We start from the raw sequence: 12,153 nt of genomic DNA on the forward strand, positions 1-12,153 counted from the left end.
GCGCCGCGGTTCCACGAGGCGTCGAACTCCTCACCGGTGGAGAAGGCCCAGCCGGCGTAGTGCGCGCTCACCGTGCGGCCGGCGGTCGCCTCGTCGCCGGTACCGTCGATGAGGTCCTCCACGACCAGCTCCCTTGGCGGCGCGTCGCCGGGGAAGTCGAGCTCGGGCTTGGTGCGGTCCGGGTCGAGTGCCATGCCCCAAGTCTGCCGTATGCGGGTGAGCTCGGCTGGGCCGGCGATCCGGCGTTCATGTCGCGCGTCATGTCGCCGCTGGTGTCGTGAGCACGACCCTGGGTGCGACATGACCTGCGACATGACCTTCGACACGACCTTCGACATGGACCTTCGACATGGACCTTCGACATGACGCGCGACGTGACGGATCACGCCGTCGCGTCACAGCAAGCGGGGTTCGATCCGGGTCTCGACGGCCGTGCCGTCGGGTCCCCGCTCGACCCGGTATGCGCCCTTGCCGGGGATCTCGGTCAGCGCGTCGACCAGCTCGGTGCCGCGGTAGTGCAGGCCCACGCCGTCGTCCGTCGCGTAGGCCGTCGGCAGGGTCCGGTCGGCGACCAGACGGTGCAGCAGCGGCCGGCGCTGCCCCTCGGAGTCGTAGTGGACGCCGTTGCCCCAGGGCAGCAGGCCCAGCCCGTTCGTGATCGGGCGCAGGTCCGGGCCGAACGAGTCGGTCGGGCCGCCGACGTGCCAGCAGATGGACCCGGCCGAGACCCCGGTCAGGACCACGCCGGCTTCCCATGCCTCGCGCATGGCGACGTCGACAGCGTGGAGGCGCCACATCGCCAGCAGCCCGGCGACGCTTCCGCCCCACACCCAGACGACGTCCTGGGCGAGCAGATGGGCGCGCGGGTCGTCGATGTTGGGCATCGGGAAGAGCGCGAGGTGCGACGCCTCGAACCCGGCGAACCGGGCCGCGTCGTAGAACGCCTGGAGCGCGAACGCGCTGTCGCCCAGCGCCGTCGCGAGGAAGCACACCCGGGGCCGTCGTCCGGAGACGCGGGCGAGCTCGACCGCATACTCCGTCAGCGGCCCGACCTGCCACGGCGTACGACGGCCCTCGACCCGCCCTCCGGACGTCGCGAGGATGGTCGGGGCGTCGGCGGGCATACCCCAAAACTAGTCGGGGTCCCCGCGACGGATCGACGCGCAGCGGCGAACGTCGTGGGGAGAACGTCGTGGGGTGACCTAGCTGGCGTCGAGGATGTCGACGACGAAGACCAGGGTGGAGTTGGCCGGGATCTGGCCCTGGACCTTGTCGGCGTAGCCGTCGGCCGGCGGCACGACGAGCAGTACCCGCGACCCGACCTTCTTGCCCACCAGGCCTTTGTCCCAGCCCGGGATGACGTTGCCGGTGCCGATCGCGAACGTGGCCGGCGACTGGCGCTTCCACGACGAGTCGAAGACGGTGCCATCGGTCCAGAGGGCTCCGGTGTAGTGGGCGGTGATGGTCTGGCCGGTCTGGACCTCCGGACCGGTGCCGTCGATGAGGTTCTGGCTGACGAGCGCGGTGGGGGCGGCGGTCTTCGGGACGGTGATCGTCGGGCCGTTCGTCGCGTCGAACGTGACGGTCGGCTGCCCGGGAACGGGGGCCACGGCGGCACCCTCGGCTTGCTTGAGGACCTTGCCGACCGAGACGACGTCGGCGACCACGACGAGGTTGTCGGTCGGGCCGATGCCCGCCTCGGCCCGCCCGTTGGTGCCGAACGCCTCGACGGGGGGGATGGCGAACAGGACGCGGGAGCCGGTCTTGACGCCGGTCAGCGCGGTGATGAGGCCGGGGATGGTGTCGGTGCCCTGGAGGATGAACGACGCTGTCGACTTCGCCTCGAAGTCGCTCTGGAGCTGCTTGCCGTCCTTGCCGAGGAACAGCGCCTGTCGGACGGTGACCTTGTCGCCACCCACGCTGGCGTCGCCGGTGCCCTCCTTGAGGGTCTTCTCGGCGGTCGCGCCGACGCTCACCGGCGGCGACGCGATCGTCACCTTCGGGGTGACGGCGGGGTCGTCACCAGCGACGGTGATCCCGTCCAGCACCTTGAGGTCCTCGGGCTTGTTCAGCGGTGTGTGGGCCGGGTCCGTGGCGGCGGCGGTCGCCGCGCCCGCGGCGGCGGTCGTCGCGGAGCCGGACGCCGAACCGTCGGACGAGCAGGCCGCGAGGGCCGGGACGAGCACGAGGGAGGTCAGGGCAGCGGCGATGGCCGCGCGGGAGGAGCGCACGCGAGAAGGACCTTCGGAAGGGGACCGGGGAGCCGCAACTGTAACCGCGACGCCTGTGGCTCGGAGCCACCGACCACATGGTGCGCACAGCGTGCTCACATGCTGTCGATGAGCCTCATCACCCGTGAGTCCTCGGACGCGAACGGGTCCTTGCACAGAACAGTGCGCTGGGCCTGGTCGTTCAGCTTGAGGTGCACCCAGTCCACGGTGAAGTCGCGACGGTGCTCCTGAGCGGCCCGGATGAAGTCGCCGCGCAGCTTGGCCCGGGTCGTCTGCGGGGGTCGCACCTTGGCGTGGAACGTCTCGATGTCGCTGCAGACCCGGGCGGCCAGCCCCCGGCGCTGAAGGAGGTAGAAGAGCCCGCGACGACGGTTGATGTCGTGGTAGGCGAGGTCCAGCTGCAGCACTCGCGGGTCGGAGAGCGACAGCCCGTTCTTCTCGATATAGCGAGTGATGAGCCGGTACTTCATGATCCAGTCGATCTCGGTGTCGACACGCGAGAGGTCGGCGGACTCGACCGCGTCGAGCGTGCGGCCCCAGAGGTCGAGGACGTGCTTCTGGATCGGCGCGGTCATCCCCTCACGCTCGACGAAGGACATCGCGCGCTCGAAGTACTCCCGCTGGATCTGCAGGGCGGACAGCTCCCGGCCGTTGGCCAGCCGGACGAGCTTGCGCCCGGTGATGTCGTGGCTGATCTCGCGGATCGCGCGGATCGGGTTCTCCAGCGCCATGTCCCGCATGACCACGCCGGCCTCGATCATCCGCAGGACCAGGTCGGCCGAGCCGAGCTTGAGCATCGTCGTGGTCTCGGACATGTTCGAGTCGCCGACGATGACGTGGAGGCGGCGGTACTTCTCGGCGTCGGCATGCGGCTCGTCGCGAGTGTTGATGATCGGGCGGCTGCGAGTCGTCGCCGACGAGACGCCCTCCCAGATATGGTCGGCGCGCTGGCTCACGCAGAACTTCGCGCCAGCGCTGCTGGTGACGACTTTGCCTGCGCCGCAGGTGATCTGGCGGCTGACGAGGAACGGGATCAGGACGTCGGAGATCTTCTGGAACTCCCCCGCCCGCCCGACGCAGTAGTTCTCGTGGCAGCCGTAGGAGTTTCCGGCGGAGTCGGTGTTGTTCTTGAAGACGTAGATCTCGCCGGGGATGCCCTCCTCGGCCAGCCGTTGCTGGGCGTCCTCGACCAGGCCCTCCATGATCCGCTCGCCGCCCTTGTCGTGGATCACGGCCTCGCGGACGTCGTCGCACTCCGGCGTCGCATACTCCGGGTGCGACCCGACGTCGAGGTAGAGCCGGGAGCCGTTGCCGAGGAAGACGTTGCTCGACCGGCCCCACGAGACGACCTTGCGGAAGAGGTAGCGCGCGACCTCGTCGGGGGTGAGCCGGCGCTGGCCGTCGAACGTGCACGTGACGCCGTACTCGTTCTCGATCCCGAAGATCCGCCGGTCCATCTCCCCAGGGTATGCCGCCCCGGCATTCGGGGTCCCCGCGGAGACGCGAAGCGGCGAACGTCGTGGGGAGAACTTCGTGGGGTGACTCTCGGCTCTCAGCGAACCTGGTACGTGGCCGCGCGCCCTGGCTGGGAAGGTCGGTCGTGTGCGAGTCCTCATCCTCGGTGGTACGGCCTGGCTCGGCGGTGCGGTCGCCCGGTACGCGGTCGGGCAGGGTCACGAGGTCACCTGCCTGGCCCGTGGCGAGAGCGGGTCCGTCCCTGAGGGCGCCCGCCTCGTTACCGGGGACCGGGACCGGACCGACGCATACCGACCGCTCGTCACCCCCGGCTGGGACCTGGTCGTCGACGTCAGCCGCCAGCCCGGCCAGGTGCGTTCCGCGCTCGCCGCCCTGAGCGACCGGAGCGAGCGCTGGGTGTTCGTCTCCTCGGGCTCGGTGTATGCCGACCACTCGCGTCCCGGGGCCGGCCTCGATACGCCGTTGCTGCCGGCCCTCGACGGGGACGAGGCCGCGCCGGAGACCTACGGCGAGGGCAAGGTCGCCTGCGAGGTGGCCTGCCGCGCGGCCCGCGGCGACAACGTGCTCCTCGCGCGGAGCGGGCTCATCGTCGGGTACGGCGACCGCAGCGACCGGTTCGGCTACTGGCCCGGCCGGTTCGCCCTGGCCCGGGAGGATGGCGGCCCGGTTCTTGTCCCGAAGCGCACCGACCGGCCCGCCCAGTTCCTCGACGTGACCGACCTGGCGGCGTGGATCGTCGACGCGGGGCTGCGCGGGGTCACCGGCGCCGTCGACGCCTACGGTCCCCAGCGGGTGCTCGGCGACGTCCTGGCCGCTGCCCGCGAGGTGGCGGGGTTCGCCGGCGTGGAGGTGTCGGTGTCGGACGAGGCGCTGCGGGACGCGGGTGTCGAGGAGTTCATGGGCGAGAGATCCCTGGCGCTGTGGCTCGCCGACCCGGAGTGGGCGGGGTTCAGCGCCCGTGACACGACCTCCGCGCAGGTTGCGGGGTTGTCAGCTCGTGGGCTCGTGGACACGCTCCGTGACGCCCTGGCCTGGGAGCGCGAACTGGGCCTGGCGCGCACCGGCCGGAAGGCGGGGCTGGACCGCGCGGACGAGCTGACCATCATCGAGGACGCCCGCTCGTAGTCCGATCGAACTACGCAGTCCTGACGATTTTGGGGGGTTTCCGCACATCGGACCCCCCATCCAAGCGACCATTCGGGGACGAACCTCAGTATCAGCCTGCCGCGTGTTCACTCCGTATCGAGGGGTCGGAATGGTCGAACAACCGCAGTTCAGAATGGTGCTCCGTGGTTTCGACCCGGAGCAGGTCACGGCTGCGCTCACCGAGGTGACCACCTCCCTGACGATTGCGCGCCGGACCGCCGCCGAACGCACCATGGAGCTCACCAAGGCCCAGGAGCGGGAGGCTGCTCTCAACGCCGACCTCGACGAAGCCGTCACTCGGCTGGCGGCCCTGAGCGAGAACAGCCACAACCACGTGTTCGCCGACGTCGGCACGCGGGTCAGCGCGATCCTGAGCCTGGCCGACGAGGAGGCCGGCCAGCTTCGGGCCGAGAGTCAGCGGTATGCCGACGAGGTCCGGCGCAAGGCGGAAGGGGAGGCCGCGCGGATGAAGGCTGCGGCTGTCGACGCGGCCGACGCGATCGTGCTGCAGGCCTCCACGGAGGCGGCGGCCCGGCGTGAGGCTGACGCCGCCCTCCACGCGAAGGTCCAGCACGCCGAGCAAGAGGCGGCGCAGATCGTCGAGGCGGCCCGTCGGGAGGCCGTCGACGAGGGCCGTCGCCTGCAGGCCGACCTCGACGACAAGGCACGGAACCGGGATGAGGTCGAGCGGCAGCTCGGGGAGATCGTGAAGATGCTCAGCACCCTGGACGAGGAGCTGTCCAGAGACCTGGACGAGTTCTCGGCGCAGAGCTCCACCTTCGCGAGCGCGGATCGCGCCGGTCCTCGGGATGACGTGTGAGCCCGGGGATGACACCATGGGGGAACACGACCATGACTGACGCACCGAACGACCCGGACGAGGAGTACTACCCGGAGTTCCGCACGGTCCGGCGCGGCTACGACCCGGACGAGGTCGAGCAGGTCCTCGACGAGCTCTACACCTCGCTCAACCACGCCACCCGGCAGGCGGAGGAGCGCGCTGACCAGGTGCGCGCCGCCGAGCGCGGCCAGGAGGAGCTCAGGGCCGCACTCTCCGACGCCCAGCGACGGATCGCCGAGCTGGAGAGCAGACCGGCGGGCGGCGACGCCTCGTTCGAGCGTGTGGGATCGCGCGTCAGTGAGATCCTCGGGGCGGCGGCGGCCGAGGCCGCCGAGATCACCCGCCGGGCCCACGACAAGGCGCAGGCCCTGCACGACGAGTCGGAGGCGTCCTCGGTCACCAGCCGCGCCGAGGCGAACCACTACGCGTCCGACATCCGCGAACGGGCCGAGCGTGAGGCGGTGGCCATCACTGCCACCGCGCACACCGAGGCGGAGCGCATCCTGGCCGACGCCCGCGTCTTGCGCGAGTCGCAGCATCGCGCCGACGCCGAGGCGTACGCGCGGCTGGCCGCGGAGCAGGCCGAGCGGCAGGCCCAGGCGGAGGCCGAGTTCGCCACGACGAGCGCCGCCCACGAGCAGCGCCTGGCCTCGCTCACGGGCGAGATCGCCGCAGCCACCGAGGAGCTGGACACCGTGCACGAGCGCGCGTCCGCCCAGAGGGATCTCCTGCTGACCGACGCCCGGGCCGACGCGGCCGCGATCCGGGACGAGGCGACCCGGATCCGGAACGAGGCGCTGGAACACCGCGCTCGGGTGCGGGCCCAGCTGGCCGAGGTCCGGGAGCGGCTGGCTCGAGCCCTGCTCCCCAATGCCGAGCCGTCAGAGTCGGCCCCGTCCACGGATGCGACGCCGGCACCCCGCGCGCCGGCCCTGACCGGGTCCGCGGAGCCGGCTCGCGAAGCTGCCGTGGCCGATCCGGACGGCGGTTACACCGTGCCGGACTCCTGGTCCTCGCCGGGGAACACGGCGGACTGGCGGGACAGCGGAGTGCGCCGCTGAGCAGTCGGCGGGAGACTTTCTCCGTCACCACCCCTTTCACGCACCCAACCGGAGCGCTGTCGGCGTCGAATCACTTCGCCCAGCCGAGCGCCCAGGCCGAATCGAGTTAGCGGATATGTCGGAAGAATCGCAGTTCAGGACCGTTCTACGCGGTTTCGACCCCGAGCAGGTCAAGTCCGCGATGGACGAGATGCAGACCTCCGTCGTGACCGCTCGGCGGCTGGCTACGGACCGCACCATCGAGCTCACCCGGATGCAGGACCATCTGAACCAGGTCCAGCGGCGCCTCGACGAGGCCACCGCGCGGATCGCGGAGCTGGAGAAGCAGGCACCGCAGAGCGCCCCGTCCGCCGGCGACGTCGGAGCCCGGATCGGGTCGATCCTCGCGCTGGCCAACGAGGAGGCCGAGGAGCTGCGCGCGGCCGGACGCGACCAGGCGCAACGCACCCTTGCCGAGGCGGACGCGTCGGCCACCGCCGCGCGATCCGAGGCCGAGCGCCACGCCGATCGCGTGCGACTCACCGCCCGCGGCGACGCCGACCGGGTCGTCGACGAGGCCCGTCAGCGCGCCGCGGTGCTGCTGGACGAGGCGAACCTTGACGCGGACGCTCGGCGAGCGGAGGCGCAGGCGATCGTCGACATCCACCGCGGCCAGGCCGATGCCCTGGCCGCGTTCAGCAAGGAGATCGCCAAGCACGCCGACCGCCTGCAGCAGGCTTCGACCCGGGTCGAACAGCTCGCCCAGGAGGAGGCCACGCTGGTCCAGCGGCAGGGTCAGGAGAGCACCGAACGGATCCAGCGCGACACCGAGAACCAGCTGGCTGCTGTCGACGCCCGCCGTCAGAGCATCACCGCGCAGCTGAGCACGGTCGGCGAGCTGCTGCAGCAGCTGGGCCGTGCCGTCGGACCGGACGCCACCGGACCCGACGCCTCCGGACCGTCCGCTTCCGCGGGACCAGTCGTTCCGGCGGAGGCCCCGACCGAGGTGATGACCCTGGTAGACGTCGAGGTGGCCGAGCACACGCTCGACCACTCGGCCGACGTCCACGCACACCACGACGGACCGGCTGCCGCCGACGAGACGAGCCAGGAGGAGGCCGGCGTCCGCCGCTGACCCTGCTGACCCGGCTGACCCGCAGGCCCGGCTGAGCGTCAGCTCGACTCGGGCAGCACGCTCTCGATCGCGGCGACGAGCCCGGCCGACTCGGGCTCCACCTGGGGCCGGAACCGCTGCACGCTTTCGCCGCCCGGCGCCACCAGGAACTTCTCGAAGTTCCACTGGATGTCGCCGGCGACCCCGTCCGCGTCCGCGACCTGGGTCAGCGACGCATACAGAGGATGCTGCCCGGGTCCGTTGACCTCGACCTTGTCGAAGATCGGGAAGGTGACCCCGAAGCGGTCCTGACAGAACGAGCGGATCTCGTCGGCGCCGCCCGGCTCCTGCTGCCCGAACTGGTTGCAGGGGAACGCCAGGACGGTGAACCCGCGATCGGCGAACCGGTCCTGCAGCCGCTGGAGACCGGCGTACTGCGGCGTGAGCCCGCACTTCGACGCAGTGTTGACGATCAGCAGAGCGTGGCCCTCGTAGGCGTGCAGGTCCGCCGCGTCTCCCCCGAGGGAGGTGGCCGGGGCGTCGTAGAGGTCGGTGGTCACAGGTCCTCCGTTCTGGATCCGGTGCCGGGGTCGGAGTCCGCGGGGGGTGGCTGGTCGGTACCGGGCGTCTCGGGGACCGGCAGGCCCCCGGTGAGCACGTCGTGGTGGCCGGGGCGGCCGTCGTCGACCATCGGCGCGTCCGAGACCGGGCTCTCGGAGTTGAGGAGGTCCTCGAGCAACGGACCCGCGATCCGGCGGAAGGTGCGCCGCGGACGCTGCCGGTCGAGGACCGCGACCTCGAGCTGCTCCGCGGTGAGCGTGCGCGCGGGGCCGCCGTTCGGGTCCTGCGCGAGGGTGTCGACGGCGAGCCGGAGCGCTCCCGCGAGGGTCAGCCCGTGGGCCCACCGCTCGCGCAGCGAGGTCTCGGCCTGCGCGCTGGCGCCGCCCATGACGACGAACCCGTGCTGGTCGGCGACCGAGCCGTCGTAGGTGAGCCGGTAGATCTGGTCCCGCTCGGGCGTCTCTCCGACCTCCGCGACGACGAGCTCGATCTCGTAGGGCTTCGGCTCCTGGGTGAAGACCGTGCCAAGGGTCTGCGCGTAGGCGTTGGCGAGCCCACGCGCGCTCACGTCGGACCGGTCGTACGAGTAGCCGCGCAGGTCCGCATACCGGATGCCGGCGACCCGGAGGTTCTCGAACTCGTAGTACATACCGACCGCCGCGAAGGCGATCCGGTCGTAGATCTCGGAGATCTTGCGCAGGCTCTGGGGGTTCTCCGCGACGAACGCGATGCCCTTGTCGTAGACGAGGACGACGACCGACCGGCCGCGCGCGATGCCCTTGCGGGCGTAGTCCGCCTTGTCCTTCATCAGCTGCTCGGGCGAGACGTAGAACGGCATGCTCATCGCGCACCTCCACCCTGACCCACTGGGTTGCCGCCGGGGTTGCCCTGACGGTCGGCGACCACCTGTTCGACGATCGAGGCGAGGCTCTGCTCGGAGACGAACCGCACCCCCTCCAGGTCGACGACCGCCACCGTGGGCCAGATCCGCCGCCCCAGGTCCGGGCCACCGGTGGCCGAGTCGTCGTCCGCGGCGTCGTAGAGCCCTTCGACCGCGACCCGCACGGCGGCGTCGGCGTCGAGTCCGGGCCGCCAGAGCTTCTTCATTGAACCGCGAGCGAAGAGCGAGCCCGAGCCGATGCTGTGGTGGTCGTGCTCGCGGTAGCAGCCGCCGGTCACGTCGTAGGAGTAGATCCGGCCGCTGCCGTCGGCCACGTCGTAGCCGGCGAAGATCGGCACCACCGCGAGGCCCTGCATGGCCATGGCCAGCTGGGCGCGGATCATGTTCGCGAGCCGGTTCGCCTTGCCCTCGACGGACATCAGCGTGCCCTCGATCTTCTCGTAGTGCTCGAGCTCGACCTGGTAGAGCTTCACGAGCTCGATGGCGAGCCCGGCCGTCCCGGCGATGCCGACCACGGCGTACTCGTCGGCGGCGAAGACCTTCTCCATGTCGCGGTTGGCGATGAGGTTGCCCATCGTGGAGCGGCGGTCGCCGGCCATGATGACGCCCCCGGCGAACTCGAGCGCGACGATCGTCGTCCCGTGCGGCGCCTCGAGGCTGGCCCCGGGGGGCAACGGACGACGCGCGGGCAGCAGCTCGGGCGCGACCTGCCCGACGAACTCACTGAACGACGACGAGCCGGGGACCGTGAACGCCTGGGGCAACCGGCCCGAACGCCCCGCCGAGGACACGTCCGAGCTCACTGGCCGCCCTTCTGCACGAACCCGCGCACGAACTCCTCGGCGTTGGCTTCGAGGACACCGTCGATCTCGTCGAGCACGGTGTCGATGTCGTCGTCGAGGGCTTCCTTGCGGGCGCTCGCCTCCGGTGCGACCGGGGCGTCAGGCTCCGGCTCGGGCTCCCCTTCACGCCGCTGCGGGCGGCTGTGCTCCTGCGTTGCCATGCTCCAACCTAACCCGCTGCCGCGTCGAGCTCACGCAGCAGGGTGATCACGTCCGGGCTACGGTCGAGGATCGCGCCCACGTGTGCCTTGGTCCCGCGCTCCGGCTCGAGCATCGGCACCCGCTGGAGGGCCTGCCGGCCTGGGACATCGAAGATCACCGAGTCCCAGGACGCGGCCGCGATCTGGGTGGGCCACTTGTCGAGACAGGTGCCCCGGAACCACGCCCGGGTGTCCTCCGGAGGGGTGGTGACCGCCGCCTCGACCGCCGCCTCGTCGACGAGCATGGTCATCCGCCCGCGGTCGGCGAGCCGCCGGAACAGCCCCTTCTCCGGGCGTACGTCGCTCCACTGGATGTCGACGGCACGCAGCCGCGGGTCGCTCCAGTCCAGACCATCGCGCTCGCGGTACCCCTCCAGCACCTGCTGCTTGGCCACCCAGTCGAGGTCGGCGGCGCAGGTCGACGGGTCGGTCTCCAGGCGGTGCAGGACGTCCCCCCACAGCCGCATCACCTCCGCGGTATGCGGGTCGTCGGACTCTCCGCCGAGCCCTCGCACGTCGAGGTAGGCGGCGACCGCGTCGTGGTACTCCCAGAGCAGCTCCAGCGCGGTCATCTGACCGCCGTCCCGCAGGGTGACCTTGGCCTGCAGCGTCGGGTCGTGCGAGACCTGGTGCAACGTCGCGACCGGCTTGGCCAGGGTGAGGTCCTTGGTCATCGCCCGGTCCTCGATGAGGGCGAGGACGAGGCTGGTCATGCCGAGCTTGAGCAGGTTGGCGACGTCGCAGTGGTTGGCGTCGCCGATGATGACGTGGAGCCGGCGGTACAGGTCGGCGACGGCGTGCGGCTCGTCCCGCGTGTTGATGATCGGACGTTTAAGGGTCGTCTCCAGCCCGACCTCGACCTCGAAGAAGTCGGCCCGCTGGCTCAGCTGGAACCCCGGTGTCCGCGAGTCCTGTCCGATCCCGACCCGGCCGGACCCGGTGATCACCTGGCGGACCACGAAGAACGGCACGAGGTGCCGCACGATGTCGGCGAACGGGGTCTCTCGGCGCATGAGGTAGTTCTCGTGCGTGCCGTAGGAGGCACCCTTGCCGTCGGTGTTGTTCTTGTAGAGGTTCACCCCGGGCAGGCCGGGCCGGTTCTGGAGGCGGCGGACCGCCTCGAGCATGATCAGCTCGCCGGCGCGGTCCCACGTCACCGCCGCCCGCGGGTTGGTGACCTCGGGCGACGAGTACTCCGGGTGCGCATGGTCGACGTAGAGCCGCGCGCCGTTGGTCAGCACGACGTTGGCCAGGGTCGGGTCCTCGACGTCGGTCAGCTGGCCGGGGTCGGCCAGGGCCCGGCTGATCTCGAAGCCCCGGGCGTCGCGCAGCGGCGCCTCGTCGGCGTAGTCCCACGACGCCCGGCCCGACCGCACTCCGTGGGCACTCGCATACGCGTTGACGACGTGCCCGCTGAGGATCATCGGGTTCGCCGCAGGGTCGCCCGGAACGGAGATGCCGTACTCCGTCTCGATGCCCATGACGCGGCGGACGCTCATGCCGCCAGCCTATGTGCGGCGCCTGTGCCGCCCGGCGTCACACTGTCCCGGTGCCCACCGGCGACTCCCTGTCACCCGACGCCTCCGACTGGCGCCGGAGTTCATGGCGCCGCAAGGGGTGTGGGACTGCGTCGACGCGATGCGCTGGCTCGGTGCCGACGCGGGACCGCTGGGCGGTGACGCCGAGCGGTTGGCGGTGTGCGGCGACAGCGCTGGCGGCAACCTCGCCGCGGTGGTGTCGATGGTCCTCCGTGACGAGGGCGGCCCGCGGGTCGCCCACCAGGCGCTGCTCTACCCCGGCG

Annotated in this window: 13 protein-coding genes and 1 pseudogene; 5 read left to right on the forward strand and 9 right to left on the reverse strand. The window is 71.1% G+C overall.

Annotated elements, in window-relative coordinates:
* The 4 genes from VIG79_RS15715 to pafA form a co-directional block, all read right to left on the reverse strand.
* Nucleotides 1-194: FKBP-type peptidyl-prolyl cis-trans isomerase (locus VIG79_RS15715; protein WP_414672644.1), on the reverse strand; the 194-nt coding region annotated here is incomplete at its 3' end.
* 201 nt (nt 195-395) lie between these two features.
* On the reverse strand, nt 396-1,124 hold the full coding sequence (locus VIG79_RS15720) for a peptidase E (protein ID WP_331887366.1): 729 nt from the start codon (nt 1,122-1,124) through the stop codon (nt 396-398).
* 78 nt (nt 1,125-1,202) lie between these two features.
* Complete coding sequence (locus tag VIG79_RS15725) at nt 1,203-2,231, reverse strand: FKBP-type peptidyl-prolyl cis-trans isomerase (protein ID WP_331887367.1); 1,029 nt, start codon at nt 2,229-2,231, stop codon at nt 1,203-1,205.
* Between the two features lie 95 nt (nt 2,232-2,326).
* Nucleotides 2,327-3,688, reverse strand: a complete 1,362-nt coding sequence (pafA, locus tag VIG79_RS15730; RefSeq protein WP_331887369.1) for a Pup--protein ligase — start codon at nt 3,686-3,688, stop codon at nt 2,327-2,329.
* A gap of 145 nt (nt 3,689-3,833) precedes the next feature.
* Here pafA and VIG79_RS15735 point away from each other — a divergent pair, with 145 nt between their 5' ends.
* From VIG79_RS15735 to VIG79_RS15750, 4 genes are all read left to right on the forward strand, one after another.
* Nucleotides 3,834-4,832 (forward strand): NAD-dependent epimerase/dehydratase family protein, encoded by a 999-nt coding sequence (locus tag VIG79_RS15735; protein WP_331887371.1) that lies wholly within the window; start codon nt 3,834-3,836, stop codon nt 4,830-4,832.
* A gap of 130 nt (nt 4,833-4,962) precedes the next feature.
* Nucleotides 4,963-5,673: a hypothetical protein gene (locus tag VIG79_RS15740; protein ID WP_331887373.1), complete on the forward strand. Its 711-nt coding sequence runs from the start codon at nt 4,963-4,965 to the stop codon at nt 5,671-5,673.
* A 32-nt stretch (nt 5,674-5,705) separates the two neighbouring features.
* Nucleotides 5,706-6,755 (forward strand): DivIVA domain-containing protein, encoded by a 1,050-nt coding sequence (locus VIG79_RS15745; RefSeq protein ID WP_331887375.1) that lies wholly within the window; start codon nt 5,706-5,708, stop codon nt 6,753-6,755.
* A gap of 115 nt (nt 6,756-6,870) precedes the next feature.
* Nucleotides 6,871-7,869: a hypothetical protein gene (locus VIG79_RS15750; protein WP_331887377.1), complete on the forward strand. Its 999-nt coding sequence runs from the start codon at nt 6,871-6,873 to the stop codon at nt 7,867-7,869.
* 38 nt (nt 7,870-7,907) lie between these two features.
* On the opposite strand, the gene VIG79_RS15755 is transcribed toward VIG79_RS15750, so the two are convergent.
* The 5 genes from VIG79_RS15755 to dop are packed head-to-tail and all read right to left on the reverse strand — an operon-like array spanning nt 7,908 to nt 11,851.
* Entirely contained in the window at nt 7,908-8,408 is a 501-nt protein-coding gene (locus VIG79_RS15755; RefSeq protein ID WP_331887379.1) for a glutathione peroxidase, read from the reverse strand.
* Nucleotides 8,405-9,253, reverse strand: coding sequence for a proteasome subunit alpha (prcA, locus tag VIG79_RS15760; RefSeq protein ID WP_331887381.1), 849 nt, complete (start codon nt 9,251-9,253; stop codon nt 8,405-8,407). The genes VIG79_RS15755 and prcA overlap by 4 nt, the downstream gene beginning before the upstream one ends.
* Nucleotides 9,250-10,101, reverse strand: a complete 852-nt coding sequence (prcB, locus tag VIG79_RS15765) for a proteasome subunit beta (RefSeq protein WP_414672645.1) — start codon at nt 10,099-10,101, stop codon at nt 9,250-9,252. The genes prcA and prcB overlap by 4 nt, the downstream gene beginning before the upstream one ends.
* A gap of 8 nt (nt 10,102-10,109) precedes the next feature.
* Nucleotides 10,110-10,313 (reverse strand): ubiquitin-like protein Pup, encoded by a 204-nt coding sequence (locus tag VIG79_RS15770; RefSeq protein ID WP_331887385.1) that lies wholly within the window; start codon nt 10,311-10,313, stop codon nt 10,110-10,112.
* A gap of 8 nt (nt 10,314-10,321) precedes the next feature.
* Complete coding sequence (dop, locus tag VIG79_RS15775) at nt 10,322-11,851, reverse strand: depupylase/deamidase Dop (RefSeq protein WP_331887387.1); 1,530 nt, start codon at nt 11,849-11,851, stop codon at nt 10,322-10,324.
* An 85-nt stretch (nt 11,852-11,936) separates the two neighbouring features.
* Here dop and VIG79_RS15780 point away from each other — a divergent pair.
* A pseudogene (locus tag VIG79_RS15780) lies at nt 11,937-12,153 on the forward strand (alpha/beta hydrolase fold domain-containing protein); the annotation flags it as partial.

Source organism: Lapillicoccus sp., assembly GCF_036559105.1.
Classification (GTDB): domain Bacteria; phylum Actinomycetota; class Actinomycetes; order Actinomycetales; family Dermatophilaceae; genus Lapillicoccus.

What these genes read in the sequence shown, in the direction of transcription:
- VIG79_RS15720 (WP_331887366.1), bottom strand. Translation starts at nt 1,124, where the DNA reads ATGCCCGCCGACGCCCCGACCATCCTCGCGACGTCCGGAGGGCGGGTC.
- pafA (WP_331887369.1), bottom strand. Translation starts at nt 3,688, where the DNA reads ATGGACCGGCGGATCTTCGGGATCGAGAACGAGTACGGCGTCACGTGC.
- VIG79_RS15740 (WP_331887373.1), top strand. Translation starts at nt 4,963, where the DNA reads ATGGTCGAACAACCGCAGTTCAGAATGGTGCTCCGTGGTTTCGACCCG.
- VIG79_RS15745 (WP_331887375.1), top strand. Translation starts at nt 5,706, where the DNA reads ATGACTGACGCACCGAACGACCCGGACGAGGAGTACTACCCGGAGTTC.
- VIG79_RS15750 (WP_331887377.1), top strand. Translation starts at nt 6,871, where the DNA reads ATGTCGGAAGAATCGCAGTTCAGGACCGTTCTACGCGGTTTCGACCCC.
- prcA (WP_331887381.1), bottom strand. Translation starts at nt 9,253, where the DNA reads ATGAGCATGCCGTTCTACGTCTCGCCCGAGCAGCTGATGAAGGACAAG.
- VIG79_RS15770 (WP_331887385.1), bottom strand. Translation starts at nt 10,313, where the DNA reads ATGGCAACGCAGGAGCACAGCCGCCCGCAGCGGCGTGAAGGGGAGCCC.
- dop (WP_331887387.1), bottom strand. Translation starts at nt 11,851, where the DNA reads ATGAGCGTCCGCCGCGTCATGGGCATCGAGACGGAGTACGGCATCTCC.